29 protein-coding genes and 1 pseudogene are annotated in these 24,822 nt (G+C 66.9%); 17 read left to right on the top strand and 13 right to left on the bottom strand.

All coding sequences use genetic code 11. The features are described from left to right. The first annotated feature begins 91 nt into the window (after window positions 1–91). Window positions 92–910, top strand: a complete 819-nt coding sequence (locus tag PSm6_RS18210; RefSeq protein ID WP_265167904.1) for a hypothetical protein — start codon at window positions 92–94, stop codon at window positions 908–910. A gap of 45 nt (window positions 911–955) precedes the next feature. Here PSm6_RS18210 and PSm6_RS18205 read toward each other — a convergent pair whose 3' ends face one another. Further along, a complete protein-coding gene (locus PSm6_RS18205) occupies window positions 956–2,179 on the bottom strand; it encodes a diaminopropionate ammonia-lyase (protein ID WP_371877136.1) in 1,224 nt (407 codons plus the stop codon). Window positions 2,180–2,245: 66 nt separating this feature from the next. Beyond that, window positions 2,246–3,496, bottom strand: a pseudogene (locus tag PSm6_RS18200) (Zn-dependent hydrolase); the annotation flags it as partial. 141 nt (window positions 3,497–3,637) lie between these two features. Here PSm6_RS18200 and PSm6_RS18195 point away from each other — a divergent pair. Continuing rightward, on the top strand, window positions 3,638–4,129 hold the full coding sequence (locus tag PSm6_RS18195; RefSeq protein WP_265167903.1) for an Lrp/AsnC family transcriptional regulator: 492 nt from the start codon (window positions 3,638–3,640) through the stop codon (window positions 4,127–4,129). On the opposite strand, the gene PSm6_RS18190 is transcribed toward PSm6_RS18195, so the two are convergent. Further along, complete coding sequence (locus tag PSm6_RS18190; RefSeq protein ID WP_265167902.1) at window positions 4,108–5,442, bottom strand: CSLREA domain-containing protein; 1,335 nt, start codon at window positions 5,440–5,442, stop codon at window positions 4,108–4,110. The genes PSm6_RS18195 and PSm6_RS18190 overlap by 22 nt on opposite strands. Before the next feature lie 215 nt (window positions 5,443–5,657). Here PSm6_RS18190 and PSm6_RS18185 point away from each other — a divergent pair, with 215 nt between their 5' ends. The 3 genes from PSm6_RS18185 to PSm6_RS18175 all read left to right on the top strand — a co-directional run bounded on the left by PSm6_RS18185 (window position 5,658) and on the right by PSm6_RS18175 (window position 9,091). Beyond that, a complete protein-coding gene (locus PSm6_RS18185; RefSeq protein ID WP_265167901.1) occupies window positions 5,658–6,923 on the top strand; it encodes an OprD family porin in 1,266 nt (421 codons plus the stop codon). A gap of 518 nt (window positions 6,924–7,441) precedes the next feature. Next, a complete protein-coding gene (locus PSm6_RS18180; protein ID WP_043247430.1) occupies window positions 7,442–8,413 on the top strand; it encodes an IS110 family RNA-guided transposase in 972 nt (323 codons plus the stop codon). Window positions 8,414–8,698: 285 nt separating this feature from the next. Further along, window positions 8,699–9,091: a hypothetical protein gene (locus tag PSm6_RS18175; protein ID WP_031286856.1), complete on the top strand. Its 393-nt coding sequence runs from the start codon at window positions 8,699–8,701 to the stop codon at window positions 9,089–9,091. Between the two features lie 54 nt (window positions 9,092–9,145). Here PSm6_RS18175 and PSm6_RS18170 read toward each other — a convergent pair whose 3' ends face one another. Then, the gene (locus tag PSm6_RS18170; RefSeq protein ID WP_265167900.1) at window positions 9,146–10,045 is read right to left on the bottom strand and encodes a LysR substrate-binding domain-containing protein; all 900 of its coding nucleotides are present in this window, start codon (window positions 10,043–10,045) and stop codon (window positions 9,146–9,148) included. Window positions 10,046–10,172: 127 nt separating this feature from the next. On the opposite strand from PSm6_RS18170, the gene PSm6_RS18165 reads away from it, so the two are divergent. The 4 genes from PSm6_RS18165 (at window position 10,173) to PSm6_RS18150 (ending at window position 11,877) form a co-directional block, all read left to right on the top strand. Beyond that, the gene (locus tag PSm6_RS18165) at window positions 10,173–10,778 is read left to right on the top strand and encodes a glutathione S-transferase (RefSeq protein ID WP_265167899.1); all 606 of its coding nucleotides are present in this window, start codon (window positions 10,173–10,175) and stop codon (window positions 10,776–10,778) included. Window positions 10,779–10,899: 121 nt separating this feature from the next. Next, the gene (locus PSm6_RS18160) at window positions 10,900–11,145 is read left to right on the top strand and encodes a hypothetical protein (RefSeq protein ID WP_021216904.1); all 246 of its coding nucleotides are present in this window, start codon (window positions 10,900–10,902) and stop codon (window positions 11,143–11,145) included. A gap of 19 nt (window positions 11,146–11,164) precedes the next feature. Then, window positions 11,165–11,461, top strand: a complete 297-nt coding sequence (locus PSm6_RS18155; protein ID WP_265167898.1) for a hypothetical protein — start codon at window positions 11,165–11,167, stop codon at window positions 11,459–11,461. Then, window positions 11,458–11,877, top strand: coding sequence for a DUF4019 domain-containing protein (locus PSm6_RS18150; protein ID WP_021216906.1), 420 nt, complete (start codon window positions 11,458–11,460; stop codon window positions 11,875–11,877). The genes PSm6_RS18155 and PSm6_RS18150 overlap by 4 nt, the downstream gene beginning before the upstream one ends. 26 nt (window positions 11,878–11,903) lie before the next feature. Here the strand turns inward: PSm6_RS18150 and PSm6_RS18145 are convergent, their stop codons facing one another. The 3 genes from PSm6_RS18145 to PSm6_RS18135 all read right to left on the bottom strand — a co-directional run bounded on the left by PSm6_RS18145 (window position 11,904) and on the right by PSm6_RS18135 (window position 15,208). Beyond that, window positions 11,904–12,764 (bottom strand): FHA domain-containing protein, encoded by an 861-nt coding sequence (locus tag PSm6_RS18145; protein ID WP_021216907.1) that lies wholly within the window; start codon window positions 12,762–12,764, stop codon window positions 11,904–11,906. Window positions 12,765–12,825: 61 nt separating this feature from the next. Then, window positions 12,826–14,382: a serine/threonine-protein kinase gene (locus PSm6_RS18140; protein WP_043244374.1), complete on the bottom strand. Its 1,557-nt coding sequence runs from the start codon at window positions 14,380–14,382 to the stop codon at window positions 12,826–12,828. Window positions 14,383–14,404: 22 nt separating this feature from the next. Further along, window positions 14,405–15,208 (bottom strand): PP2C family protein-serine/threonine phosphatase, encoded by an 804-nt coding sequence (locus PSm6_RS18135; protein WP_265167897.1) that lies wholly within the window; start codon window positions 15,206–15,208, stop codon window positions 14,405–14,407. 296 nt (window positions 15,209–15,504) lie between these two features. Here PSm6_RS18135 and PSm6_RS18130 point away from each other — a divergent pair, with 296 nt between their 5' ends. The 3 genes from PSm6_RS18130 (at window position 15,505) to PSm6_RS18120 (ending at window position 16,839) form a co-directional block, all read left to right on the top strand. Further along, the gene (locus PSm6_RS18130) at window positions 15,505–15,636 is read left to right on the top strand and encodes a hypothetical protein (protein ID WP_021216910.1); all 132 of its coding nucleotides are present in this window, start codon (window positions 15,505–15,507) and stop codon (window positions 15,634–15,636) included. Between the two features lie 172 nt (window positions 15,637–15,808). Then, window positions 15,809–16,342 carry a hypothetical protein gene (locus PSm6_RS18125; RefSeq protein WP_043244378.1) on the top strand — a complete coding sequence of 178 codons (534 nt, stop codon included), beginning with the start codon at window positions 15,809–15,811 and terminating at the stop codon, window positions 16,340–16,342. Window positions 16,343–16,500: 158 nt separating this feature from the next. Next, window positions 16,501–16,839, top strand: coding sequence for a DUF2025 family protein (locus tag PSm6_RS18120; RefSeq protein WP_043244381.1), 339 nt, complete (start codon window positions 16,501–16,503; stop codon window positions 16,837–16,839). A 15-nt stretch (window positions 16,840–16,854) separates the two neighbouring features. On the opposite strand, the gene PSm6_RS18115 is transcribed toward PSm6_RS18120, so the two are convergent. From PSm6_RS18115 to def, 3 genes are all read right to left on the bottom strand, one after another. Continuing rightward, window positions 16,855–17,037: a hypothetical protein gene (locus PSm6_RS18115; protein WP_371877135.1), complete on the bottom strand. Its 183-nt coding sequence runs from the start codon at window positions 17,035–17,037 to the stop codon at window positions 16,855–16,857. 30 nt (window positions 17,038–17,067) lie between these two features. After that, complete coding sequence (locus PSm6_RS18110; protein WP_043244386.1) at window positions 17,068–18,621, bottom strand: ComEC/Rec2 family competence protein; 1,554 nt, start codon at window positions 18,619–18,621, stop codon at window positions 17,068–17,070. Between the two features lie 104 nt (window positions 18,622–18,725). Further along, on the bottom strand, window positions 18,726–19,265 hold the full coding sequence (def, locus tag PSm6_RS18105) for a peptide deformylase (RefSeq protein WP_265167895.1): 540 nt from the start codon (window positions 19,263–19,265) through the stop codon (window positions 18,726–18,728). Between the two features lie 297 nt (window positions 19,266–19,562). Between def and PSm6_RS18100 the strand changes: the two genes are divergently transcribed. Next, on the top strand, window positions 19,563–19,772 hold the full coding sequence (locus tag PSm6_RS18100; RefSeq protein WP_021216916.1) for a cold-shock protein: 210 nt from the start codon (window positions 19,563–19,565) through the stop codon (window positions 19,770–19,772). Between the two features lie 100 nt (window positions 19,773–19,872). After that, window positions 19,873–20,049 (top strand): PFL_1563 family small protein, encoded by a 177-nt coding sequence (locus tag PSm6_RS18095; RefSeq protein WP_021216917.1) that lies wholly within the window; start codon window positions 19,873–19,875, stop codon window positions 20,047–20,049. A gap of 108 nt (window positions 20,050–20,157) precedes the next feature. Here PSm6_RS18095 and PSm6_RS18090 read toward each other — a convergent pair whose 3' ends face one another. Continuing rightward, the gene (locus PSm6_RS18090) at window positions 20,158–21,072 is read right to left on the bottom strand and encodes a LysR substrate-binding domain-containing protein (RefSeq protein ID WP_021216918.1); all 915 of its coding nucleotides are present in this window, start codon (window positions 21,070–21,072) and stop codon (window positions 20,158–20,160) included. 123 nt (window positions 21,073–21,195) lie between these two features. Here PSm6_RS18090 and PSm6_RS18085 point away from each other — a divergent pair, with 123 nt between their 5' ends. From PSm6_RS18085 to PSm6_RS18075, 3 genes are all read left to right on the top strand, one after another. Continuing rightward, window positions 21,196–22,131, top strand: a complete 936-nt coding sequence (locus PSm6_RS18085; RefSeq protein WP_021216919.1) for a DMT family transporter — start codon at window positions 21,196–21,198, stop codon at window positions 22,129–22,131. Window positions 22,132–22,217: 86 nt separating this feature from the next. Next, window positions 22,218–22,676 carry a DUF4124 domain-containing protein gene (locus tag PSm6_RS18080; RefSeq protein WP_021216920.1) on the top strand — a complete coding sequence of 153 codons (459 nt, stop codon included), beginning with the start codon at window positions 22,218–22,220 and terminating at the stop codon, window positions 22,674–22,676. 275 nt (window positions 22,677–22,951) lie between these two features. After that, window positions 22,952–23,278, top strand: coding sequence for a hypothetical protein (locus PSm6_RS18075; protein WP_021216921.1), 327 nt, complete (start codon window positions 22,952–22,954; stop codon window positions 23,276–23,278). A gap of 174 nt (window positions 23,279–23,452) precedes the next feature. Here the strand turns inward: PSm6_RS18075 and PSm6_RS18070 are convergent, their stop codons facing one another. Together PSm6_RS18070 and PSm6_RS18065 are read right to left on the bottom strand one after the other, a co-directional pair. Continuing rightward, window positions 23,453–23,722 (bottom strand): DUF3509 domain-containing protein, encoded by a 270-nt coding sequence (locus tag PSm6_RS18070; protein WP_021216922.1) that lies wholly within the window; start codon window positions 23,720–23,722, stop codon window positions 23,453–23,455. A 190-nt stretch (window positions 23,723–23,912) separates the two neighbouring features. After that, window positions 23,913–24,752, bottom strand: coding sequence for a CvfB family protein (locus tag PSm6_RS18065; protein WP_021216923.1), 840 nt, complete (start codon window positions 24,750–24,752; stop codon window positions 23,913–23,915). Window positions 24,753–24,822: the final 70 nt, after the last annotated feature.

Genomic DNA, 24,822 nt, shown 5'->3' with positions numbered 1-24,822 from the left:
CCAAGGATCGAGAGGAAGTGAAGGCGCGCATGGTTCGCCGCCACGGCAACGGGCATGATGCGCCACGGATCATCAGCACAAGGACGTCGCGATGGAAAAGACCTGCCTGAAATGCGGGCACCTGCAACAGCTAACCGAAGGCGAGCCCTCCGCCGCCTGCCCGCAATGCGGGGCGATCTACAGCAAGGTCGAACAGCGCCAGGCCCGCGATGCAACGGCGCGGCAGCCGGCACCTCCACGCGCCCCGGACAACATCCTGCTGCTGGTGGCACTGGGCGGTAACCTCCTGCTGCTGATGGCCGTGGTGACCCTGGGCATGCTTTATGTGGATGCGCGCAATCTCAACCAGGCCCTGCTGCAGCGACCGAACACACCGCCTCAGGCACAAGCGGTGCCCTTGCCGCCCCGGCGCACCAGCACGGCACCGCCGCCCAGCCAGGCCTTGTCCGATGAGGTCTCGCAAACGCCCGAGAGGGTGATCACCGGCACCAGTGAGTGGTCTGCCTGGGTGCCCAATGACAGCGGCGACACCACCAGCCAACAAGGCAAGAGCATCCGCAGCCCGGACGACGGCCGCCTGTACCGGATCGTCAGCCATGACTTCAAGGTGCTGGACCTGAAGAACCATACGGAAACCACACTGACGCTGCCGCCTGGCTTCCCCGAACTCTCCTGGCCAACGGCGGTGGCCTATGACAGCAGGCGGCACCTGGTCAGCCTCGCCAGCCTGGGTGGCGAGGGCTTTCTCTACCGCTACGACGCACGCGCCCACCGCTGGCTGGACTACCGCAGCCTGGACAACCTCGACATCGACGCCCTGACCTATGACGAGCGCAGCGATCGCTACAGGGCCCAGACCAACCAGGGCAGCCTGGTGTACCTGGATGGCGATGGCATACCGCTGCCCTAAATGCTCCCGCCAGGCCCGTAGGTCGGGTGCAACCCGACAGCCTCCTCAACGCCCCAGGTTGGCCGCCGCCCAGTCGCGCTGGCGGGCCAGCACCGAGGCGACGGGTTCGCCCACCAGTTCCTCGTAGACCGAGGGAGCGGTGGCGCCTTCGGTGTTGATCAGCAGCACCCGGGCGTTGGCGTCCAGGCCCAGTTCGGCGGCACGCCCGGGTTCGGCCAGCAGGCGCAGCAGCCCGGCCAGGCCGGCGGCCCCGGATTCGCCGGCGATCACCGGGATGTCCCGCGCACTGCCGGTGGCGAGCACGCCCATGGCGGTCACCGCGTCGGCATCCTCGACCTTGAGGAAGGCGTCGATGCTGCCCTCCAGGAAGCGCCAGGCCAGCGGCGAGGTGGCGCCGCAGGCGAGCCCGGCCATCACCGAATCCACCGAGCCCGTGGCCCGTGCCGGCGCCCCCGCGAGGGCGCTCTGGTAGAGGCAGTCGGCCTGGCTCGGCTCCACCACCAGCAGGGTCGGCCGGGTGGCGCCGCAGCGCTCCCAGTAATAGCTGGCGATACCCGCCGCCAGGCCGCCGACGCCGCCCTGCAGGATGATGTGGGTGTAGGCGTCGACGCCGGCGGTCTCGATCACCTCTTCGGCGATGATGCCGTAGCCCTGCATCACATCGCGGGGGATCTCCTCGTAGCCCTCCCAGGAGGTGTCGGCCACCACCTGCCAGCCATAGGCCAGCGCCAGGGAGGCGGCCTCCTCCACCGAGTCGTCGTAGTTGCCGGCGATGCGCCGCACCTGCGCGCCGTAGGCGGCGATGGCGCGCTCGCGCTCCTCGCTGACGTTGGCGTGGAGCACGATCACGCAGTCGCAGCCGATGCTGCGGGCGGCGGCGGCCAGGGCGCGGCCGTGGTTGCCGTCGGTGGCGCTGACCACGGTGAAGCCGGCCAGGCGCGAACGGTGCTCGCCGGCCAGGAGGCTGGCGGCGTCGAAGTCCTGGGCGGGGAAGCGCCGCAGGATCAGGCGCACCAGGGCGATGGGTGCGCCCAGGGCCTTGAAGCTGGCCAGCGGCGAGCGCAGGGATTCGTCCTTGATGCACAACCGCGCGATGCCCAGGCGCGCGGCCAGGTCGGGCAGGCTCCACAACGGCGTGGCGCGGGGGCTCAGTTCGGACCAGTTGGCGAGCCAGGCGCGGTCCTGGCTGGCCTGGTTGATGTTCATCAGCGCGCGCAGGTCGGTGGGGTAGCCGCCATGCACCGCGCGACGGTTGAGCAGGAGCTCCAGGGGCGCAACCTGCTGCGGGTCCGGCAGCTCGGGGCCGGCGCTCCGGGCCGGGTGGCGCTGGGCCTGGCGGGCGGCGCCGAGGCGGTCGATCACCACGTCCAGCAGCACCTGCGCGCCGGCCAGCAATTGCCCGTCCTCGGTGAACTCGCGGGGGTTGTGGCTGACACCGCCACGGCTGGGCACGAAGATCATCGCCGCCGGGGCGATGCGCGCGATCATCTGCGCGTCGTGCCCGGCGCCGGAGGTCATGCGCCGGTAGCTGAGCCCCTGGCGCTGCACGGCGGCCTCGATCGCCGAGACCAGCTGCGGGTCGAACACCACCGGTTGGGTGCGGGCCAGGAGCTGGCTGTCGATCTGCACGCCACGGTGCTCGGCGAGGGTGGTGAGGTAGCCCTGCAGGCGCCGCTCCACGCTCTGCAGGCGCTGCTCGTCGGGGTCACGCAGGTCGAGGCTGAAGCTGGCCAGCCGTGGGATGACGTTGATCAGGTTGGGCTCGAAGCGCATGCAGCCGACCGTGGCCAGGGTGGTGCCGGCCTCGTCGGCGATCAGCCGCAGCTGCTGGACGATGGTGGCGGCCACCAGCCCGGCGTCGTAGCGCAGGCGGGTCGGCGTGGTGCCGGCGTGGTTGGCGTGGCCGCGCACCGTGACCTGCTGCCAGGAAATGCCCTGGAGGTTTTCCACCACGCCGATCTCCAGGTCTTCCGCCTCCAGCACCGGGCCCTGCTCGATGTGCAGCTCCAGGTACTCGTGCACGGGGATGGCGCCGGGCTCCATGTCGCCGGCATAGCCGATGCGGCGCAGCTCGTCGCCCAGGTGGCTGCCGTCGCTGCCGGTGATGTCCAGCGCCTGCTCCACGGGCAGGCCGCCGGCGTAGACCAGGGAGCCGAGCATGTCCGGCTGGTAGCGCACGCCTTCCTCGTTGGTGAAGGCGGCCACGGTGATCGGCCGCACCGGCTCGATTCCCGCTTCGCGGAAGGCCCGCGCCACCGCCAGCCCGGCAAGCACGCCGTAGCAGCCGTCGAGGGCACCGGCGTTGGCGACGCTGTCGATGTGCGAGCCGATCATCAATGTCGGCGTCCCCGCCGCACCGCCCGGCAGGGTGCCGAAGATATTGCCGATGCGATCGACGCGCACCTCCAGCTCCAGCTCGCGCATCCAGCCCACCACCCGGTCACGGCCGGCCTTTTCCGTGTCGCTGAGGGCGATACGGGTACGGCCGCCGCTGTCGTCCGCGCCCACCTCCCCCAGTTCGGCCAGTTGTGCCAGGAGCCGCTCGCCATCGAGGCGGGGCAAGGGGGCTTCGCGGTGTGCTGCCATGTGTGGGTGCTCCGGGTTGGGTGGGAAATACCGAGGCGGTGAAATAATATTTCCCACTCACCGCCGTTCTTTTGCGTTATCAGCCGCTCAAGTGGAATTTCATTTCACCTGCCGGCGCTTCCTGACTAAGGAATTGCAACCATGACCCTCGATGACTATGACCACCGCCTGCTCGCGGAAATCCAGCGCGATGCGACGCTGCCGCAAAGCGAGCTGGGCGAGCGGGTGAACCTCTCCGCCGCGGCGGTGAACCGACGCCTGAAGCGCTACCGCGACGAGGGCATCGTGCGCCGCCAGGTGGCGCTGGTGGAGCCGGAGCAACTGGGCCACCCACTGACCCTGGTGGTGCAGGTGGAGGTGGAGAGCGAACGCATCGACCTGCTCGATGCGATGAAGCGCAGCTTCGCCCGCTGCCCCCAGGTGCAGCAGTGCTACTACACCGCCGGCGAGTGGGATTTCGTGCTGATCCTGGCGTTGCGCACCATGGAGCAGTACACCGAGCTGACCCGCAGCCTGTTCTTCGAGAGCAACAACGTACGACGCTTCAAGACCCTGGTCTCCATGAGCAACGTCAAGGTGGGGCTGGAGATCCCCACTGGGTTCGACGCGCCTCAGGGCGCCGCGCGCTCGTAGGCGCCCAGGTCGCAGCCGGCGACGCCGTCGCCATTGCCGTCCTGGGGCCGCGGGAGCTTGCGCTGGTCGCTGGCGGTGCAGGTGCCGACCCCGGCGTCGATGGCCGGGCTGCCCGGGCGCAGTGGGTGCAGGGCCGGCGCCCCGGGTGCGGCGCTCAGCGCCTCGAGCACCTCGGTGAAGGTGCGCGCGTCGTCCAGCGGCAGGTCGGCGCTGCAGCCGTGGCCGTCGCTGCCCAGCATCAGCCCGCGCACGTTGAAGTAGCTGCCCTGGTTGAGGCAGTTGCGTACGAACACCTCGCTGTCGTCGTTGATGTAGCGGTTGCCGGCCACCAGGCTGTTGCGCACCGCCATCGAGGCGAAGTTCATCAGCCCGTAGTTGCCGTTGTTGGCGACAGTGACGTTGCCCAGCAGCGCCTGGGCGCCCTCCCCGCTCTGGCCCTGAGGCCGGCCGTTGACCAGCACGCCGCGGCCGAAATAGGTCTGGTTGGCGCTGAGGGTACTGTTGACCAGGCGCAGCACCCCGGTATTGAGGATGGCCGCGCCAAGCCCGCCTTCGCCCTGGCTGTTGCGCACCAGGGCGCTGCGGGCGATGTCGGCGTAGCCCTGATTGTAGAGGCCACCGCCAAAGCCGTTGTCGACGCCGTTGGAGCTGCTGTTGTGCTCCAGGGTTGAGTTGCGCATGCGCAGTTGGCCGGCGTTGTAGAGGCCGCCGCCCCGGACTTCATCGGTGGTTTCGGAGAAGGCCTGGTTGTCGATGAGCCGCGAGGAGCGGATGTCCAGCCAGCCGTAGTTGGCGATGGCGCCGCCCCAGCCATGGTCGGGGCCGGAGTCGATGGCGTAGACGTGGTTGTCGCGCAACTCGACGTGCTCCAGCGTCGTCTCGCCCTGGTTGAGCAGCGCGCCGCCCCGGGTTGCGCTGCGGCCGTTGCGCAGGCTCAGTTGCTCCAGGTGCAGCCGCGCGCCCTCGGTGACGCTGAACAGGCGGCCGTTGCTGCCGCCGTCGATCACGGTGCTGCCGGTGCCGGCGCCGATAAGGGTCAGCTCGCCGCTGACCACCAGGCCCTCGTCGGCGGTGCCCCGGGCCGCATCAATGGCGTCGAGCACGTAGCGCCCTTCCGCCAGCTGGAGGCGGTGGCTGCCGGGTTGCGCGGCGGCGTAGGCGATGGCCTCGCGCAGGGAGCAATCGGCGTTGCACACGCCGTCGTCGCTGTCGCCGGTCTTGCTGACGCGAATGTCTTCGGCCAGGGCCGCCGGGGAAGCGAGGCCAAGTAGCAGGGAAAGGAACGCGGTGCGGGTGGACGGATCGGTCGCCATGGAGGAGTCCTTCTTCGGGGGCTGGAATCGTGCGGAGCCGCCCTTCCCTGGGCCGACCTGGAATGGACCGCGCGACGCGGCGGTTATCCCCCCTGCTGGTGCGACGCGCCGACGACAGGTCGTCACGTGCACGCCACCCGGCTCCTCGACGGTCTTGAACCCACCGTGCGACTTGTTCAGAATCGCCGCCTTTCGAAAACCGAGCAGTACCTACAATGAAAAAAAACCTGAGCCTGATCGCCCTCTGCATCGCTGCCTCTGCCCCCGCCTTCGCCAATGAGCAGGCGCAATCCAAGGGCTTCGTCGAAGACAGCAGCCTGAACGTGCTGCTGCGCAACGCCTACATGAACCGTGACTACAAGCACACCAAGTCCGACCGCATGGAGTGGGGCCAAGGCTTCATCGGTAACTTCAGCTCCGGCTTCACCCAAGGCACCGTAGGCTTCGGCGTCGACGCCTTCGGCCTGTACGCCCTGCGCCTGGACGGTGGCAAAGGCCGCGTCGGCGCTGCCGGCATCGACTTCTTCAAGCCCGGTGACAGCGGCCACGCCCAGGACGACATCGCCCGTGCCGGCGCCGCCATCAAGGCCCGCATCTCCAACACCGTGATCAAGGTCGGCGACCAGATGCCCGCCCTGCCGGTACTGAGCTACGACGACTCCCGCCTGCTGCCGGAAAGCTACACCGGCACCCTGATCACCTCGAAGGAGATCGAAGGCCTGGAACTGAACGTCGGCCGCTTCAACGCCGAAGCCCAGAAGAGCGCCGAGGCCCGCGACAGCGGCGGCCTGAAGCGCATCGACGTGTACGGCGGCAGCTACAAGTTCAACGACCAGTTCAGCACCTCGCTCTACGCCTCCGACGTGAAGGACGTGCTGAAGAAGCAGTACCTGAACCTGAACTACATCATCCCGGTGGCCGACGACCAGTCCGTGACTCTGGACTTCAACGGCTACAAGACCCGTCTGGACAAGGAATTCGCCGCCAGCGACGCGCGCGACAACCGCATCTGGAGCCTGGCGGCCACCTACGCCCTGGGCGGCCACTCCTTCACCCTGGCGCACCAGCGCAGCAGCGGTGACATCGGCTACCTATACGGCGGCTACCAGAGCGGCGACTACATCGGCGACGGCGGCACCACCATCTGGCTGGCCAACTCCTACTGGTCCGACTTCAACGGCAAGGACGAGAACTCCTGGCAGGTTGCCTACGGCCTGGACTTCGCCGAATACGGCGTACCCGGCCTGAGCTACCGCGTGGCCTACGTGCGCGGCGACAACATCGACGCCGGCCAGGGCGGCCGCGGCCAAGAGCGCGAAATCTTCAACCAGGTGCAGTACGTGGTCCAGGAAGGCCCGGCCAAGGACCTGAAGATGAAGCTGCGCGGCTCCATGCTGCGTGCCTCCAACAACATCAGCACCTACGTCGACGACGGCAACGAAGTCCGCGTATTCGTCGAGTACCCGGTCAACATCTTCTGATCGAGCCCTCGTGAACAAGAAGCCCCGGCGTGAAAGCGCCGGGGCTTTTTTGTGGAGGTGGGAGCGCCAGGCAAGTGTGCTACCTGCACCACCCTCTTCCAGTGGGAGCGAATTCATTGGCGATCAGCTCTTCGCGGTTGAAACCGCTCCCACCGGGCAGACGGAGCCTCGCTTTCGTAGGTCGGGTGCAACCCGGCATGGGTGCAGGGTATTTGCTCGGCAATCAGGTGCAGGGGGGTGTTCGGCAATAGACCCACGCTTCGATAAACGGTGGGCTGAAGCCCACCCTTGTATCTCGACTAACTACCCCTTCAGGGGTAATAGTTCCCGACTGATCATCGGGGGAGGGGCTGGAAGTCGTGTCCACCCTTAGGCCCTGAGCCTGCGACGTAGATAGTGCTCCGCCCCTCCACACTCACTCGAACAGCCCGAACGGTATCTTGAGCCCAGAGCTCGCATTCACAAGGTTGGGCCGGGTGCAGTGATGATCGCATTTGGAACGATCAGGAGGAGCACACATGCCCAGTGTCATTGGTGTCGACATTGCGAAGCACACGTTTGATATCGCCACCCTGCAGGCGAACGGCAAGTACCGCACCAAGGCCAAGTTGGCCAACAGCGAGGCGGGCTTTCGCACGCTGCAGGAGTGGCTGAACAAGCACAGCGAGGCGGGTGCCTGGGTCGTGATGGAAGCCACCGGCATCCACCATGAAGCCCTGGCCGAATGGCTGCTGGAGCAGAACTATCGGGTCTGCGTCCTCAACCCTGCGCAGATCGCCCACTACGCCCGCAGTCAGCTGCAGCGCGTGAAAACTGACAAGGTCGACGCCAAGCTGATCGCCGAATACGGCGAGCGCCACCAAGACGAGCTACGGCCCTGGCAGCCTGAACCTCGCGCCATACGGCGCCTGAAAGCACTGATGCGGCGCCTGGCGGATCTGCAGGAAATCCAGCAGATGGAGAGCAATCGCCTGGAGGTGGCCGATACCAGCGTGCAGGAGTCGATCCGCTCAGTGTTGCGGCACATCGAGCAACAGATCGAGGAAACCCTCAAGGCCATCAACGACCACATCGACAATGACCCGGATCTGCGTGGCAAACGTGATCTGTTGACCAGCATCGATGGCATCGCGGACAAGACAGCCGCCCTGATCCTGGCGGAGCTGGGCGACCCTCATCGCTTCACCAGCAGCCGCGCGATTACCGCCTTTGCCGGACTCAACCCGCGTTTGCAGGAGTCTGGTAAGTACCGGGGGCAGACCCGCATTTCCAAGATGGGCTCATCGCGGCTGCGTGCTGGGCTGTACATGCCTGCCGTTTGCGCCCTGCAGCACAACGGGGCGATCAAAGCGATGAGAGAACGCCTCAGAGCCAAGGGCAAGACCGGCATGCAGATCATCTGTGCAGCGATGCGTAAGCTGCTGAACATCGCTTATGGCGTCTTGAAATCGGGCCAGCCGTACGACGTAAAACTGGCCCTTGCTCACTAGGGATCAAGACGGTATCTACGCACCACCTTACGCCCCCCCTACGCGCCACCCGATGCATGTCCCTTGAAAGCATCGCGGATGAATCCGCTCCCACAAAAGAGCGGAGGTCGGCGCAGCAGGGCTCGCAGCTTCCCGCTTCAACCTCGACCGGCGCACAAAAAAGCCGCCGATCGGCGGCGCAACCGACTAATGGCCTGGCGCCATCAGCGAAAGATGGGCAACATGCGCGCCCGGCGGCCTGGCCGCCCTGGATGAAGTCGTACCCATAAAGGAATGGATGTGAAGATGTTCAAGCGCACGGCCGCCATCGTCGCGGTGGCCCTGGTCGCGGGGGGTTGCTCCACCCGTACCTATTTCAAGCTCCCGGAAGACACCAAGGTTTCCGTCTACGAGCGTCCCCAGCAGTTCAGCCAGGGCATGGTCACCACCCGCCCGTTCTTCTGGAGCTCCGCCGGCGGCATCCCCTACAAGCTGACCGACAGCCACGGCACGCTGGTTCAGCAGGGCAAGCTGCGCGCGCGCTTCCGCGTGGCATCGATCTTCTGGCCGCCCTTCGCCATCATTTACTGGCCCATGGGCTTCGGTCAGCGTTGCTACGACCTGACCTCCGCCCAGCCGCAGCAGTGCACCAAGGGTGACCTGCTGCAGCTGCGCCGCGACCAGCGCCTGGCGGACTGACGCCCCGCGCTACGCAAAAGGGAGCCCCAGGGCTCCCTTTTTATTGCACGCCGATCATTGCCCCTGGCCGATGGACGCGCGATAGAGCGCCGCCTCCTCGTCCAGCCAGGTGCCGAAATCCTCGTGCTTCTGGCCCACGCCTTCGCCCGGTTGCCACACCAGCCAATAAGGAAAGGCGTAGGGCACGCTGATGCCGGTGAGCTGCACCAGTTCGCCACGGGCCAGCGCGCCCTGCACCAGGCTGCGGCGTTCGAGGGCGATGCCCTGGCACAGGCGCAGGGCTTCCAGCACCAGGTTGGAATCGTTTATCCACAGGCCCAGGTCGGCTGGCGGCTCCTCCACCCCGGCGGCCTGGCACCAGCGCAGCCAGGGTTCGGCGGTGCGGATCAGCGGCAGGCGCAAAGCCTGCTGGGGCGTCTGCGGCAGGTCGCCGCCGTTGAAGCGCGGCGAGGCCACCAGCAGCAGCTCGTCATCGAAGAGCCGGCGCCGCTCCAGCCCCTCCCAGTTGCCCTGGCCCATGCGGATGGCCAGGTCGATGCCCGACTGGCGCAGGTCCTGCAACCCGAGGCTGGCCTGCAGGTGGATGCGGTAGAGCGGGTGGCGCGCCTGGAAACGCGGCAGGCGCGGCAGCAGCCACTGGGCGCCGAATGACGGCATCACCGCGATGGTCAGCGCCTCGCGCTCGGGGCGATCACGCACCAGGCGGGTGGCTTCGCCGATGTCCTCCAGCGCCCGGCGGATCTGCAGGGCATAGAGGCGACCGTCCTCGTTGAGGCGCAGCCCGCGCCCTTCGCGAACGAAGAGCACCAGGCCCAGCAACTGCTCCAGCTGCTTGATCTGCTGGCTGATGGCCGAGTGGGTGACGTGCAGTTCGGCGGCGGCCCGGGTGATGCTGCCCAGGCGTGCCACCGCCTCGAAGCTGCGCAACGAGGCCAGGGGAGGCAGGTTTTTCATGTAAGCGAAACTAACAGGAAACAGCAGAAACTATCGATATTCGCGACGCCTGCGAGCGGCTATTTTTCGGCTCCTGGCCCGACCCCACGGGCACTGGACTCCCCGTCACCCACTCAGGAACCTGTTAATGAAACTGATCGGCATGCTGGATTCACCCTATGTCCGCCGGGTTGCCATCAGCCTGCACCTGTTGGACATCCCCTTCGAGCACGAGGCGGTTTCGGTGTTTCGCCACCTCGATGCCTTCAAGGCGATCAACCCGGTGGTGAAGGCGCCCACCCTGGTGCTCGACGACGGCACCGTGCTGATGGATTCGAGCCTGATCCTCGACTACCTGGAAACCCTCGCCGGCCGCAGCCTGCTGCCCGCCGCAGCAGCGCCGCGCGCCCAGGCCCTGCGCGTGGTGGGCCTGGCCCTGGCGCTGTGCGAGAAGGCGGTGCAGATCGTCTACGAGAAGGAGCTGCGCCCCCAGGAGAAGCAGCACGCGCCCTGGCTGGAGCGGGTGCGCTACCAGCTGCACGCGGCCTGCCGCGAACTGGAGGCGGAGCTGGCCCGGCGCCCCCTGGCGGAAGGCCGCGAGATGGGCCAGGACGGTATCAGCCTGGCGGTGGCCTGGGGCTTCGCTCGCCTGGTGATAGCCGACGAACTGGAGCCCGCCGGCTATCCATTGCTGGCGAACTTCGCCGAACGCGCCGAGCGCCTGCCGGCCTTCGTCGCCACGCCCATGACTTAACAAAGCTTCACAGTTCCCCGACAAAGCAGGCAATATTCCCCCGCCGTGGCGGCCTAGGATTGGCAGCTCCGGCGGCCTGCCGTTCGCGCAGGCGACCACCATTCCGACAGGGACAGTCGCCATGACCCTCACCCGCGCATTCAACCTGCTGCTGGCCATCGCCGGCCTGGCAGCGCTTACCGGCACCTTGGCCGCCGCCGATTGGCAGGCGCTGGCCCGCCTCGACAAGGGCCACGCCCAGGACCTGTATCTGCCCACCACCACGACGCAAAGCCCCGCCCCCGTGCTGCCGCTGAGCCTGGAGCTGCCCCAACCCGGCCCGCTGGCACGGACACTGCTTGGCAGTCCCGCACGCTATGTCTTCTGAGCCCCGGCCCGGAGGCCCCATGGCGCGAAAACCGGAACATGGCCTGGCGGACCTCGGTCAACTGCTGGGAGAGATCAGGAACTGGCCGCGCATCAGCGAGCCGCGCCCCGGCAGCTTCTACCTGGGGCAGCAGCCGTTCTGCCATTTCCGCATTCGTAACGGCCGGCGCTGGGCGGACATCCGCTCGCGGCGTGCCTGGCTACCCCGCTTCGACCTGCCCCGGGACGACGCACAAAGCCGCCTGGCGCTGCGCATCGTGCTGCACCAGGTGTATCGCATCGTCGGGCAAGCCGCCGGCTCAAGGAGAGAAGGATGAAGATGCTACGCAGCGCCCTGTTGGCCTTCGGCCTGCTGGCCTGCACCCTGGCCCAGGCCTCGGAAGCGCAAAAGATCGAGCAGGCCAAGGCCGCCGCGCGCGCCTGGCTGGTGATCGCCGACCGCGAGGACTACCTGGGCAGCTGGCAGCAGGCGGCGAGCCTGTTCCGTCACTCGGTGACGCGTTACGACTGGACCAACCTGGCGGTGGACCTGCGCTCGCCGCTGGGCCCGGTGCGCGCCCGCATCCTGCAGTCGGCCAAGTACGCGACCCAGTTGCCGGGCCTGCCGGACGGCGAGTACGTGATCCTGGAATACCGCAGCAATTTCGAGCACCACAGTGACGCGGTGGAGACGGTGACGCCGATGCGTGACACCGACGGCACCTGGAGGGTGGCCGGCTACTACGTCGACTGAAGGTCGCGCAGGCCGGCCAGCGGGCCTTACAGCAGGAACTTGGCAGCCACGGCGGCAGCGCCGAGCACGGCCAGGACGATGCCGCCGATCAGCACCAGGCGCCCGGTGCGCTCGTCATCGCTGGCCTTGGCTACCGGAGCTTCGGCTGCAGCTGCGACCGGAGCAGCGTGCAACGGGTTGGCCACCGCCGGCTGGCTGGCCGGGCGCGGCGTGGCAACGGGTTTGGGCAGGTCGATCACACGGACGAACTGGGTGGCGTCTTCGTCGGCAGCCTGGCGCACTTCCACCTTGGGCCCGATCACCAGCAGGGTGACCGAGGCCATGCGCACCTGGTCGCCCGGCGCCAGCACGGCGGTGCCGACCTTCTGCTGGTTGACGAACACGCCGTTGGCCGATGCCAGGTCCTTGATCTCCAGCACGTCGTCCTTGAGGAAGAACTCGGCATGGCGGCGGGACAGCTCCAGGTCGCTGAAGCACAGCTCGCACTTCACCGAACGGCCAAAGGTCATGGAACCGGTGACGTGGTACTTCTGCCCTTCGTGCTCGCCCTTGATCACCTGCAGGAACCAGCGCGCGGTGGGCGCGGCCTTGGGCTTGACCTTGGCCGGGTCCACCAGCAGCAGTTCCAGGGTGCCGATGCGCACGCGGTCGTCGGAGCGCAGCTGGTAGCGCGCGCCGATGCGCTCGCCGTTGACGAAGGTGCCGCTGCGGGTGCCGCAGTCGGTGAGGTAGTAGAGGCCGTGGTCCTGGCGGATTTCCGCGTGGAAGGGGCTGACCTCGACCTCGTTCAGTACCAGGTTGTTGCGCGCGTCCTGGCCGATGGTGAAGCGTTCGTCCACCAGCCAGACCGGCTCCTGGCGATTGTCTGCGAAGTGAATCCTGAGCATGTCCGAAATCCTTGATCCTGGTTGCGCCAAGCCGATCGCCCAGCTGACCTGTTAACGCGCATCAGTCGAAGATGCGATTCCATAAACGCTTGACCGGGTTGGCGGTCTGTTGCTGCTGCCGCGCCTGGCTGGCGTTGCGTACCACCTGGGCCTTGCGCACGCGCGTGGCGTGGTCGGCCTGCAGCTGCAACAGCTGCGGGTCTTCCGGCGCCACCGCGAGGCCGCCCTTGATGTATTCCTGGGCCAGGGTGAATTCACGGTGGCCGTAGGCGTCCTCGGCCAGCAGGGCGAAGCGCCGCGCCACCTGCTCGAGGCCCGCGAAGGCGCGCGAGTTCTCGGGCTGCAGGGCCAGCGCCTGCTGGTAGTAGGCCACCGCGCTGTCGCCCTCGGGCTGTAGCAGACGGTCTTCGGCCAGGCGCTGGTCACCCAGGGCCACCAGGCCGTCGACCCGCGCTTGCAGCACACGGGCCAGGCCGGCGGTAGCGGCGGCGTTACCGGCATCCAGGGCCAGCACCTGGTTGAAGTAGTGCTCGGCGCTGTCACCGGCCGGCTCCACCAGGCTGCCGGCGCCCAGGCGCAGTTCGCCCTGGGCCAGCAGGTCGTCGATCTTCTTCTGTTGCAGCAGGTGGTAGCCGAAGCCGCTGCCGACCGCGAGCAGGATCACCCCCAGCAGCGCCCAGCCCCACACCGGCAGGCCACGGCGCGGCGCGGGTTGCGCGGCAGCCTGCGGCGTGGTCGCTGCGGCCTTGCGCGGGCGCGTGGCACGCTCACGGGTATCGGGCTTGTGCGTCGGGGTCAGGCGCGTGTGGTCCATCTCGCCCTCGTTGAGCTCGGCCAGGCTGGCCAGCAGCACGCGGCAGTCGACGAAGCGCTCTTCGGGGTCCTTGGCCAGCATGCGGTCGAGGAGGAACTGATAAGGCTCCAGGGCACCGACCAGGCGCGGCAGTTCGAGCTGCACGTGGTTCATCACCGTCTGGGTGTAGCTGGAGCCGCGATAGGGGTTGGCGCCGGTGAGCATCTCCAGAAGGATCACGCCCAGGCTGTAGATGTCGCTGCGCGCATCCAGCGGCTGACACTGGGCCTGCTCGGGGCTGCTGTAGGCGGGGCTGCCGACGGCGACGTTGTATTGGGTCAGCTCGCTGTCGAGCTCCAGCTCCTTGGCGATGCCGAAGTCGCTGAGCACCGCGGTGCCGTCCTCGCGGAAGAGGATGTTGGCCGGCTTGATGTCGCGGTGGACCATGCCCTTGTCGTGCACCACCACCAGCGCGGCGGCGATCTGCCGGACGATGTCCAGCGCCCGCTGCGGCTCGAAGCGCTCGCCACGGTGCTGGGCCAGGTCGCCACCGGCGACGAATTCCATGGCGATGTAGTAGCGCCCGTCGGCAAGCTGGCCGATGTCGTGGATGGTGATGATGGAGGGGTGATGCAGGGAAGCGACCAGGTGCGCTTCCTTGACGAAGCGCTTGCTGAAGGATTCGTCGTCGAGGCGCTGCAGCACCTTGACCGCCACCTGGCGATGCAGCGACTCCTGGGTCGCGAGGTAAACCTCGGCCATGCCGCCCTTGCCCAACCGGCCGTGCACGCTGTAGCCGGGTATTTCTAGCAAGCTGTCATTCATAGGGAGTCGATGCGCGTCGGATTCATCGTTGTTTTCGGGGGTTGAACAAGCGGCTGAGGAAGGAGCGCGGCGGGGGTTCCGACGGCGCTTCCTGCTCCTGCGCGGGCAGGCCCAGCACGATGCAGGTGATATTGTCCCTGCCGCCATGGCTATTGGCTAGCACGATCAGCTGATCGACCATGCCGTCCAGCGTCCGCGCCTTGTTGCACTGGGCGTGGATCTCCCCGTCCTCCAACTCGCCGCTGAGGCCGTCGCTGCACAACAGCAGCAATTCGCCGGGCTGCAGGCTGCCGTTGAGCAGGCCCACTTCCAGCTCTTGGTCGTCACGCCCCAGGCATTGGGTGATGACGTTGCGGCGGGCGTCGACACGGGCCTCCGCCGGGGTCATCTGGCCGGCATCCACCAGGGCCTGGACCCAGCTGTGGTCGCGGCTGATCTGGTGGATGCCGGCGGCGTCGATGCGGTAGGCGCGGCTGTCACCGACCCAGGCCAGCTCGAAGTCGCTGCCCTGGAAGCGCACGGCCACCAGGGTGGTGCCCATGCCCCGCCGTTCGTCGTCGAGGCCGGCGGCGGCCTCCAGCACGGCACGATTGGCGCCGTGCACGGCCACTTCCAGGGGCAGGCCGGCGGCCAGTTCGCGCTCCAGGGTTTCCAGGGCGATGGCGCTGGCCACCTCGCCGCAGCTGTGACCGCCCATGCCGTCGGCGACCGCCCAGAGGCCGAGCGCCGGCCTGCACAGCAGTGCATCTTCGTTGTGATCGCGAACCCGACCTGCGACCGATTGCGCCGCATAGCTCAGGGCTTCCTGGCCAGGCGTCATTCCCATGCTGTTCCGTCCGTACTGCCGCCGCGTGAAGTCATCCGGCGCGGTTCCGAGAGGCTCAGCCCCGGCCCGCCACCGCAACCCGGCATGATGCGACCCCGGGCGGGCGCTGTCGCGGCTTTCCATGCCCAAGTGTTAAACAGTCGAGGCTTTGTCGCGGCCTGCAGAGCGCCACTTCCCGACTATGCTTTCTGGGTGTAGCAGCAAATGGCCGGCTCGGGCAGCCGAAGGAGGTGCGGGTGATCAAGAGCGTTCCATTGCACGGATGCGTCACCCCGACCACCTGACGGAGAAGCGACATGAGCAAAGGCATGAATGCGAAGAAGGAAAGCAAGAAGAAGCCGCTGAAGAGCGCCCATGAGAAGCGCATGGCCAAACGCGACAAGAAGCATGGTGACGGCCTCCTGGGCAGCCATGCGGCGTTGCCTTAGGCAGCCAGCGGACAGGGGGACGGCGGGCTGAACGAACAGGGCCGCCATCCAGTGGATCAACTTCATCAGCGCTCGGTACCGGAACTCCGGTGCCGGGCGCTTTCGCATGGCGGCGAACCCAGCGCGGCGGCGGGGGTCGAAGCACCTATTCTCCGGGGTCCGAGGACGATCGATGGTCTACCAACGTGTCAACGCATGGATGCTCGCGCTGGGCCTGCCGCTGCTGGCCGGCTGCGCTTCCCAGTCCTGTGATGAGCCGATGTCCGGCGAGCAGTGCCGCGAAGAGCGTCTGCTGTACCAGAACGACATGCTGCAGGCGAAGATCCTGGTCGCCTCCGGCGAGCCGGACAGCTTCGAGCTGGCCTCGGCCCTGCTCAGCCGTGCCGAGGCGCAAGACCAGCGCGGCGAGGTGCCCTTCTACCAGGCGGTACTGAAGATCCACGAAGGACCGCAGGTGGACGAGGTGCTGGGCCTGCTGGAACAGGCGGCGGCGAAGCACCACCCCCATGCCACGGCGCTGCTTTACAAGATCTACGCCGAGCCCTTCCTGATCACCGAGGCCGACCCGCTGAAGGCCGAGCTGTACCGTGCCGACTACGCCAACCTGGATGTCGCCAAGAGCGGCTACCCCTCCTTCGAGAAAGCCCTGGCGGTGGTCAATGCCCTGGTTGCCCCGCCGCCGCCCGCAGCGCCGCCGGAAGAATGAGCCCCGGCCGGACGGCGGCCTGCGGCAATACGCCGTCCTCCCGCCTGGCCTTTCCTGCTGCACAATCCTTCGCCGAGCCCGGCGCCAGACCGGGCCATCGCTTCGCCTGCGCGTGTAGACCAGACCCGGGTCCAAGGACCCTCCAGCGAGGTTTACCCATGAGCATCACCTCCAGCGGCATTTGCGCCGCCGCCGATCAGCTGGCCGGCTTCGTCGGCTTCAACACCAAGACCGGGCGGCACATCGTGCGCTTCAGCGAAGACTCCTTCGGCATGGACGTGGACAACGACAGCATCATGCCGGCCTGCGAATTCGTCTGGCAGCCCCACGGCGACCGCACCATGACCCTCAAGCGCGAGCTGATCCAGCTGCTGCTGGAGCAGAACATCGACGACCGCCTCAATGTCACCGAGCCGCTACGCGTTTACATGCGCCGCAAGGACCTGCCGGAAATCACCGCCGAGCGCTGCCTCAAGCCCACCACTCTGGAGGCCTGAAGCCCCCGTCCCGGCTCAGGAGCAGCGCTTTTCCGCCCGCCGCTGTTCCAGCCAGGCACAGAGCCGCGCGGCGATGCGTTCGCTGGCGTGGCCATCGCCATAGGGGGTGAGGGGCCGGCTCATGCGCTCGTGCAGCTCGGCATCCTCCAGCAGCAACGCCGTCTGGTCGACGATGCGGTGCACATCGGTGCCCACCAGCAGCGCGGTGCCGCCCCCCCAGATCCCGGCCTAGACCTTGATCACCACCGCCGGCCGGGGCACGCCCTCGGCGTCCAGCTCGTAGCAATAGGCCTCCTTGAGCTCAGCCTTGCCGCTGTCGGTGTAGACCAGCAGGCGCTTGCCGTCGGTGCGGGTCTTGACCAGGCCATAGGCGCTGCGGCTGAAGGCATAGAAGTCGCCGCGCTTCTCCGCCTTTTCCTTGTCGCTGAGGTGCGCCCAGCCCTCCAGGCGGAAGAAGGCCACCAGCTCGGTGACGAACACCAGCGGCTCGTCCACCCGCGAGTAGCGCCCCAGGGCGCCCATCAGGGTGGCGCGGGGGTGGATGTATTCGTTCATCGGGTCGTCGCCGCTGGAGACGATGTTGACGATGGGCTCGACGCGCTTGAAGAAGCCGCCGGAGAAATCCGCCGAGCCGTGGTGGGGCACCTTGAACAGTTCGGCGCGCAGGCTGATCTCGCCCTTGTCATGCTGCCGCGCCAGGGTACGCCCGGCCTCGTCATTGAGGTCGCCGCAGAACAGGTAGCTGAAGCCGCCGTAGCGCAGGCGGAAAACGATGGAGTGGCCGTTGATGGTGTGGGACGCGGAATAGCCGGCGAAGCCCTCGGCGCCTATATCCAGCGACTCGTGGCCGATACGCGGGCCGGAGGGCGGGCTGCCGAGAAAGGGCAGGCCACTGGCGCCGCCGGACTCGCTGAGCAGGGGGCCGAGCACCTGCACGTCCAACCCCTCGTCACGGAGGAAGTCGAAGGCATCGTGCTGCCCCTGGGACAACCGGCGGAACTCGATGGGGGCACGCCCCAGCCGCTCGGCCCGCGCCTGCCAGGCCTCCAGCGCCTTGCGCCAGGCGCGGAAGTCGGTGTTCATCTCCTCCGCCGGCACCTGCAACGGGCTGTCCAGCAGCGGGGTGAGCAGCTTGAGGCCGTCGGCGTCCAGGGTCGGGCCGAGCAGTTCGGTTTCCTTGCGCCCGCTCTTCGAACGCTTCACCAGGCCGTTGTGGTAGATGCGCCGGGGCTCGATGAACAGCCGCTTGCGCGGCTCGGCGTTGGTTTCGGAACGCTGGATCTGGGTCAGGCCGGAGAAGTGATCGGCATCGCCGTGGGTCACCAGGATGCAATCGATCGGCCGCGGCGCATCATCGGAGGTGCCGCGATAACGCGCCGCCAGGTAACGGGCGAACATCTGGTTGTCGCCGCCATCCACCAGCATCACCTTGCCGCCGGGGCTCTCGACCACCGCGCCATCACCCTGCTGCACGTCGACGAAGTTGACCTTGAGTACGCGGTTTTCCGCGCGCGGCAGCACCAGGTCGGCCGGCTTGAGGCGACCACCGTTCGCCCGTCGCGCGGATTTCGGCGGCACCAGCCAGGCCTCCGTGGCCACCGGCAGGATGCTGCCGTCGGAACGCTCCTGGTAGGTGTGGGTGGCGATGCGCAGGTGGGTGTCGGTGACCTCCAGCACATCGACATAGTCACCCCAGGCCAGGGTGTAGAGCAGCTTGCCGCCCTTGGGGGCGTCGTAGACGTTGGCCAGGTCGACGGCAAGCACGGCAGCGGTGGTGGTCATGCTCAGGCTCCTTTTGCGCATGGTCGGGCGCGCAGGAGCATAGAAGAGGTCACGCCGGGTTGCCGGGCGCAGCGGCGCTTCCCGACCAAGGTCGGGCGGCGCGGTCAGTCGTCGGCGGCGGGATCGAGCCCGGGGAACAGCACCTCGGTGAAACCGAACTTGGCGAAGTCGGTGATGCGCGACGAATAGAGGCGGCCGATCAGGTGGTCGCATTCGTGCTGCACCACCCGCGCATGGAAGCCTTCGACCCGGCGGTCGATGACGTTGCCCTGCGGGTCGACGCCCTGGTAGCGGATGGCCCGGTAGCGGTTCACCGCGCCGCGCAGGCCGGGAACCGACAGGCAGCCCTCCCAACCCTCCTCCAGTTCCTCGCCCAGGGGCGTGATCACCGGGTTGATGAGGATGGTCGGCGGCACCGCCGGCGCATCGGGGTAGCGCTCGCTGCGCTCGAATCCGAAGATCACCAGCTGCAGGTCGACACCGATCTGCGGCGCGGCCAGGCCCACCCCGCCGACGTGGTGCATGGTCTCGAACATGTCGTCGATCAGGCGTTGCAGTTCATCGCTGCCGAAGAGTTCGGCGGGGACCGGAGGCGCCACGCGCAACAGGCGCGGGTCCCCCATCTTGAGGATTTCTCGGATCATCGGTGAGCGCTCGACGAGGTCAGGGCAAAAGTGGATGAAGCCTGTAACCACGCGGCGTTGCAAGGCATCCGCGAAGCGCGGCGGGAAAGCGGAGCGACAGACGGAAGGAGCCTTTTTCGCCGATGCGAATAAAACGATAGGCAATCCCCGCGCGGACGGGTATGGTGTTGCGCACTGTGCTGCATGTGTCACCGTAAATCGATCCACGGTTTCAAGCCTTCGATTTATCCACTCTTTGCGCTCAGTCCGGCCTGGAAAGTTCCAACGCCGTGTCAACTTTGTTCAAGGAGTTTCAAAATGGCTGATCGTCAAACTGGCACCGTCAAGTGGTTCAACGATGAAAAAGGCTTCGGCTTCATCACCACCGATAACGGCCCGGACCTGTTCGTTCACTACCGCTCCATCCAGAGCGCCGGCTTCAAAAGCCTGAAGGAAGGCCAAAAGGTTTCCTTCATCGCTGTGCAGGGCCAGAAAGGCATGCAAGCCGACGAAGTACAAGTGATCTAATCACTGCCGTACAAAGAAACCGGCCTTCGGGCCGGTTTTTTTTTCAGGGTATTTATTCCACCGCCGAGCCCTGCGGCACTGTCCTGATAAGGAGCCCCCAATGCGCATCAAGAACTCCCACAGCAGCAAGCCCAAGCCTCCGCCCGCCGTCGAAACCAGCGAATCGATCGCCGAGCAGGTTTCCGCCTTCCTGAAGTCCGGTGGCGAAATCCAGAAGATCGCCAAGGGTGTCAGTGGCCAGGCCGCTCCCAGCCGCCACATCCGCATCGGCAAGTAACGCCCTCCGCGCCCCCTGGCGAGTGAACTCATTCGCCGGGCGCAGCTCCACCCCCGCAGCACCTCCCTCGCCTCCCTCGCCTTTCCTGCCTGCCGCGACCCGCCTGGGTCAGATATCGGCGGCGCTGCTGCGTGCCTCTGCCACCAGCCAATCGATCAGCCGCCGCAGCCGCTCACCGGGCGTGGCCTTGCGGCTCCAGGCCAGGCGGTATTCCCAGGGCGTGGTGATGCGGCACGCCTGGCCGAAGGGCAGCACCAGGCGTCCCTGGGCGATGTCATCCCCCGCCAGGGCCGTGGAGCCCAGGGCGAACCCCTGGCCGGCGACCGCCCCCTGGATCGCATGGCCGATCAGGCCGAAACGCATGCCCGCCGACGCGTCCACGCCGGGGCCGACATGCTGGTCGAACCAATCCCCCCAGCTGGGGATGCTCAGCTTCGACGCGCTCTTCCAGGTGGCGTGGATGAGCCGCGCCCCCACCAGGTCGGCAGGTTCGCGCAGCGGGTGCTGTTGCAGATAGGTCGGGCTGCACACCGGGAAGAACGCCTCGCGAAACAGCAGCTCGCTCGACGGCAAGCGAGTGCCGGCGGTTACGAAGCGGATGGCCAGGCTGGCCTCGCCCCGCTCCAGGTCGATGAGTTCCTCGGTGGACTCCAGGCTGAGGGTCACGTCCGGGTGCAGGGTGGAAAACTGGTTCAGGCGCTTCATCAGCCAATGGGTGGCGATGGAGGGCGCGCAGGTTATGTGCACCGGTCCCTCGCGCTGCCCACGCAACGCATCGGCGCCGTGCGCCAGCAGTGCAAAGGCTTCAGACACGGTGGCCGCCAGGCGCCGGCCATTGTCGTTGAGGGTCACCGTGTTGCGGGTGCGGTCGAACAGGCTGATGCCGAGCTCTTCCTCGAGCAGGCGGATCTGCCGGCTGACGGCGCCGGGGGTGACCGAAAGCTCGCTGGCCGCCTCGGTGAAATTGCGGCAACGGGCGGCGACCTCGAAGGCGCGCAAGGCGATGAGCGATGGCGTACGCATGGATTCTGCTTTGAGTTGAAGTCAAAGCATGATGACAAAACATCGTTTGAATGCAAGGCGGCGTGAAGCGATTCTGCCCGCCTTGGCCGCCTGCTTCGCGGCCCCTGCCTTGCGAGACCATCGATGAAAGCCCGCCGCCTGCCCCTGGATCTGTTCGCCTGCAGCCTGATGCTGGTGCTGTGCCTGATCTGGGGCTTCCAGCAGGTGTCGATCAAGCTGGTGGACGACGACGTCTCCTCGATCATGCAGTTGGCCATCCGCTCCGGCGTCGCTGCCCTGGTGCTCGGCCTCATCACCCTGTGGCGCGAAGGCCGTGGCGCCTTCAGTGACGGCACCCTGCTGCCGGGCCTGGGCGTGGGCCTGCTGTTCGCCCTGGAATTCCTGTTCATCTCCGAAGGCCTGGTGCGCAGCACCGCCTCGCACATCGGCGTGTTCCTCTACACCGCCCCGATCTTCGCCGCCCTCGGCCTGCACCTGATCCTGCCGGAGGAACGTCTCTCGCCGGTGCAATGGCTCGGCGTAATGGTGGCCTTCGGCGGCATCGCCCTGGCCTTTCTCGGCAACCCCGGAAACGACAGCGGCGCCACCCTGCTGGGCGATGCCATGGGCGTGATCGCCGCGATTGCCTGGGGGGCGACCACGGTGCTGATCCGTGGCTCCTCGCTGTCCGAGGCGGCACCGGTGAAAACCCTCTTCTATCAGCTCGCCGGCGCCGTGGTGCTGCTGCTCAGCGTGGCCTTCGCCACCGGCAAGACGCAGCTGCACCTGAGCGACAGGGCCCTGCTCAGCCTCGGCTTCCAGGTGCTGGTGGTGGCGCTGTTCAGTTACGTCGCCTGGTTCTGGCTGCTGCGTCGCTACCTGGCCTCGCGCCTGTCGATGCTGTCGTTCATGACCCCGCTCTTCGGCGTCGGCTTCGGCGTGCTGGTGCTCAACGAGCCGCTGACCTCCAGCTTCGTCTTCGGCGCTGCGCTGGTGCTGGCCGGGCTGCTGCTGGTCAGCGGCGCCGAGCTGCTGCGCGAGCGCCTGGCCCGGCGGCGGGCGGCGAACGCCGGCGCCTGAGCCCCTGCGGCGAGTTGCCACCTCTTTCGTGCGCATCGGCCGGCTGCTAGCCTGTCGGCCGTTTCGAACGAAGTGAGGGAAGCACTTTGAGATCCGCCCTGTTCGGCCTCTGCCTGCTGCCGGTCCTGGCACAGGCCCAGGTCTTCAAATGCGTCGGCAACGACGGCACCACCAGCTACTCCGCCGTTCCCTGCCCGGCCAGCGAAGGCCAGTCCACCCGCATCATCGAACCCGCTGCGCCCTCCGGCGTGGCGCCGCCCCCGGTCAACCTGCCCCAGGTCGATATCCAGGGCAGCGCCGAACAACCGCGCCCGCGCAACGAAGAGCGCGACGAAGGCAGCCACTCCTCGGGCCGGGGCTCACGCGTCACCGTGATCGAAGACAGCGCCAGCAGCAGCCGCGATGCGCGGGTCAGCGAGATGCGCGAAAGAGCCGAGCGGGAAAAGCGCGAAAGCTATGACCGCGACTACGACCGCAAGCGCATGCAGCAGATGGAACAGCAGATCCGTCAGTTGCAGGAGCAGAACAAGAACAACCCGCGCTGAGCGACCGCCACAGAGCGGCTGATTGGCGCTCGTTGGGAACCTTCCCCGTCGCCCGCCGGTCAGTGAGTACGAGGCCGGCTGACCGACGGCCTCAAAGCCTCGGGCCCAATACAGTCGCCGCTGGGGGCCCGAGGCTTGTTCCACCCTCCCCGCCTGTCATCTCCGCACACAGTTTCCCCGCAGCGGGGCGTTCCAACGCGAGCCGTCCTGTTCGATCATGCCGCGCGTCCATGGGCCACGTTCACCAGGCCCGGCCACCACGGAGTAGTACCCAGATGAAATCCGCTTCCCGCCTCACCTCCTTCGCCCTGGGCGGCGCCCTGCTGCTGGCCCTGGGCGGCTGCGACCTGGCCGAAGAGTCGGCCAACAAGCTCGCCGACAAGGCCCAGCAAGCCGCCGAAAACGTTGCCCGCGAAGCCATCAGCGAAGCGGTGGAGCAGGTCAACAAGCAGGTGGACGAAGCCCAGAAATCCACCCAGGACTGGCTCGGCAAGCCAAAGCAGGAACAGGATCAGCAGGACCAGCCGCCGCAGCAGGCCGACAAGCGTGAACCCGGCGAAGACGAACAGATGATGCCGCCCGTGCAGGGCGTCGAGACCTGATCGAACGGGAAGGCCATTGGCGCGTGAGCTCCTCTGTGGGATAGCGGCGCTGCGCGCCGTGGGCGACTGAAGTCGCCCCTACACCCCGACGCCGCCCTTCCCTCCTGGAGAAAACGCAGGCACAAAAAAACGGCCATCAACCGAAGCTGATGGCCGTTTTCGCGCCGCTGGTAATCAGGCGTTGAAGTAACGCGGCAGGGGCGTCTTGCGCAGGCTCTTGAGCGACTCCACCGGCGGCACCTCACCCAGTTCCAGGGCCATGTCGCGCTTGATGGTGCTGATGGTCCACTCCAGTTGCTCAGGCACCTTCAGTGCCGGAACGACCCGCTGAAAACGCGTGCCGTCCTTTTCCAGCGCAACCACGTAGCCGCCATCGGGGCGCAGCTGCGCACTGAACTCGTAGTCCGGAAAGGCCTTGGCCAACTTCTTGATGTCGAGACCCATATCGTTCACTCCCAGTGAGCTTTTTTATCCTGAGGGGGTTCATTGCAGTCATCGTGCCAGCTCTCTGACAACGGCAATCCCAGATAAATCAATGGGTTGAGCGAATTGAAGCGCAGCGGTTTCGTGCATTTCGCCCGATCGAGCAGAAATCGACCGGGCGAAATGCAATGCCGCGAAGGACGGACGGGGTTCAGCCGACCAGTTCGATGCGGTCGTCGTGGATGCGGATCAGGCCCTGCTTGTACAGGCCGCCGATGGCCTTCTTGAAGTTGCCCTTGCTCACGCCGAACAGTCGCGAGATCACCTCAGGCGGGCTCTTGTCGCTCACCGCCAGGGAGCCGCCTTCTTCGCGCAGCTTGGCGATGATCTGTTCGTTGAGGCCCGTGGCCAGCTGCTCGCCCACCGGTTGCAGGCTGAGGGCGATCTTGCCGTCGGCGCGCACTTCGCGGATGAAGCCCTTCTCGCGCATGCCGCTGCGCAGGAACTTGAAGATCTCGTTGCGGTGGATCAGGCCCCAATGGCGGTCATTGATGATGGCCTTGAAGCCCATGTCGGTTTCGTCGGCCACCAGCAGGTCGACCTCCTGGCCAACGCTGTAGCGCGCCGGGGTGGTGTCGAGGTAGCGGTCCAGCCGCGCGGTGGCGGTGATGCGGCGGGTGCGGCGATCGAGGTAGACGTGCACCACGCAATAGTCGCCGACCTGCAGCGGGCGCTTCTCTTCCGAGTGCGGCAGCAGCAGGTCCTTGGGCAGGCCCCAATCGAGGAACAGGCCGATGCGGTTGATCTCCACCACCTTGAGGCTGGCGAAGCCGCCCACCTGCACCTTGGGCTTCTGCGTGGTCGCGATCAGGCGGTCCTCGCTGTCCAGGTAGACGAAGACGTTGAGCCAGTCACCGATCTCGGTGGGCTGATCTTTCGGGATATAGCGCTTGGGCAGGAGGATTTCGCCGTCCTGGTCGCCGTCCAGATACAGGCCGAATTCGGTGTGCTTCACCACCGGCAGGGAATTGAATCGCCCGATCAGAGCCATCTTGCTTACCTCAATGAACAAGGCCGGCATTCTACAGGCGGGCGCGCCACCGGGCCATGCACGCCGCCCA

Origin of the sequence: Pseudomonas solani (assembly GCF_026072635.1) — a bacterium.
Taxonomy (GTDB): Bacteria; Pseudomonadota; Gammaproteobacteria; order Pseudomonadales; family Pseudomonadaceae; genus Metapseudomonas; species Metapseudomonas solani.
The sequence above is the reverse complement of the archived record's forward strand: the minus strand, read 5'-3'. Positions and strand labels throughout refer to the sequence as shown.

Bases quoted from the DNA above. Each gene is read 5' to 3' on its own strand.
- PSm6_RS18100 (WP_021216916.1), top strand. From the start codon at position 19,563: ATGGCTGATCGTCAAACTGGCACCGTCAAGTGGTTCAACGATGAAAAA.
- PSm6_RS18145 (WP_021216907.1), bottom strand. From the start codon at position 12,764: ATGCTCAGGATTCACTTCGCAGACAATCGCCAGGAGCCGGTCTGGCTG.
- PSm6_RS18175 (WP_031286856.1), top strand. From the start codon at position 8,699: ATGTTCAAGCGCACGGCCGCCATCGTCGCGGTGGCCCTGGTCGCGGGG.
- PSm6_RS18170 (WP_265167900.1), bottom strand. From the start codon at position 10,045: ATGAAAAACCTGCCTCCCCTGGCCTCGTTGCGCAGCTTCGAGGCGGTG.
- def (WP_265167895.1), bottom strand. From the start codon at position 19,265: ATGATCCGAGAAATCCTCAAGATGGGGGACCCGCGCCTGTTGCGCGTG.
- PSm6_RS18110 (WP_043244386.1), bottom strand. From the start codon at position 18,621: ATGACCACCACCGCTGCCGTGCTTGCCGTCGACCTGGCCAACGTCTAC.
- PSm6_RS18125 (WP_043244378.1), top strand. From the start codon at position 15,809: ATGGTCTACCAACGTGTCAACGCATGGATGCTCGCGCTGGGCCTGCCG.
- PSm6_RS18090 (WP_021216918.1), bottom strand. From the start codon at position 21,072: ATGCGTACGCCATCGCTCATCGCCTTGCGCGCCTTCGAGGTCGCCGCC.
- PSm6_RS18210 (WP_265167904.1), top strand. From the start codon at position 92: ATGGAAAAGACCTGCCTGAAATGCGGGCACCTGCAACAGCTAACCGAA.
- PSm6_RS18140 (WP_043244374.1), bottom strand. From the start codon at position 14,382: ATGAATGACAGCTTGCTAGAAATACCCGGCTACAGCGTGCACGGCCGG.
- PSm6_RS18195 (WP_265167903.1), top strand. From the start codon at position 3,638: ATGACCCTCGATGACTATGACCACCGCCTGCTCGCGGAAATCCAGCGC.
- PSm6_RS18120 (WP_043244381.1), top strand. From the start codon at position 16,501: ATGAGCATCACCTCCAGCGGCATTTGCGCCGCCGCCGATCAGCTGGCC.
- PSm6_RS18165 (WP_265167899.1), top strand. From the start codon at position 10,173: ATGAAACTGATCGGCATGCTGGATTCACCCTATGTCCGCCGGGTTGCC.
- PSm6_RS18130 (WP_021216910.1), top strand. From the start codon at position 15,505: ATGAGCAAAGGCATGAATGCGAAGAAGGAAAGCAAGAAGAAGCCGCTG.
- PSm6_RS18075 (WP_021216921.1), top strand. From the start codon at position 22,952: ATGAAATCCGCTTCCCGCCTCACCTCCTTCGCCCTGGGCGGCGCCCTG.
- PSm6_RS18095 (WP_021216917.1), top strand. From the start codon at position 19,873: ATGCGCATCAAGAACTCCCACAGCAGCAAGCCCAAGCCTCCGCCCGCC.
- PSm6_RS18135 (WP_265167897.1), bottom strand. From the start codon at position 15,208: ATGGGAATGACGCCTGGCCAGGAAGCCCTGAGCTATGCGGCGCAATCG.
- PSm6_RS18085 (WP_021216919.1), top strand. From the start codon at position 21,196: ATGAAAGCCCGCCGCCTGCCCCTGGATCTGTTCGCCTGCAGCCTGATG.
- PSm6_RS18065 (WP_021216923.1), bottom strand. From the start codon at position 24,752: ATGGCTCTGATCGGGCGATTCAATTCCCTGCCGGTGGTGAAGCACACC.
- PSm6_RS18180 (WP_043247430.1), top strand. From the start codon at position 7,442: ATGCCCAGTGTCATTGGTGTCGACATTGCGAAGCACACGTTTGATATC.
- PSm6_RS18190 (WP_265167902.1), bottom strand. From the start codon at position 5,442: ATGGCGACCGATCCGTCCACCCGCACCGCGTTCCTTTCCCTGCTACTT.
- PSm6_RS18185 (WP_265167901.1), top strand. From the start codon at position 5,658: ATGAAAAAAAACCTGAGCCTGATCGCCCTCTGCATCGCTGCCTCTGCC.
- PSm6_RS18070 (WP_021216922.1), bottom strand. From the start codon at position 23,722: ATGGGTCTCGACATCAAGAAGTTGGCCAAGGCCTTTCCGGACTACGAG.
- PSm6_RS18160 (WP_021216904.1), top strand. From the start codon at position 10,900: ATGACCCTCACCCGCGCATTCAACCTGCTGCTGGCCATCGCCGGCCTG.
- PSm6_RS18150 (WP_021216906.1), top strand. From the start codon at position 11,458: ATGAAGATGCTACGCAGCGCCCTGTTGGCCTTCGGCCTGCTGGCCTGC.
- PSm6_RS18155 (WP_265167898.1), top strand. From the start codon at position 11,165: ATGGCGCGAAAACCGGAACATGGCCTGGCGGACCTCGGTCAACTGCTG.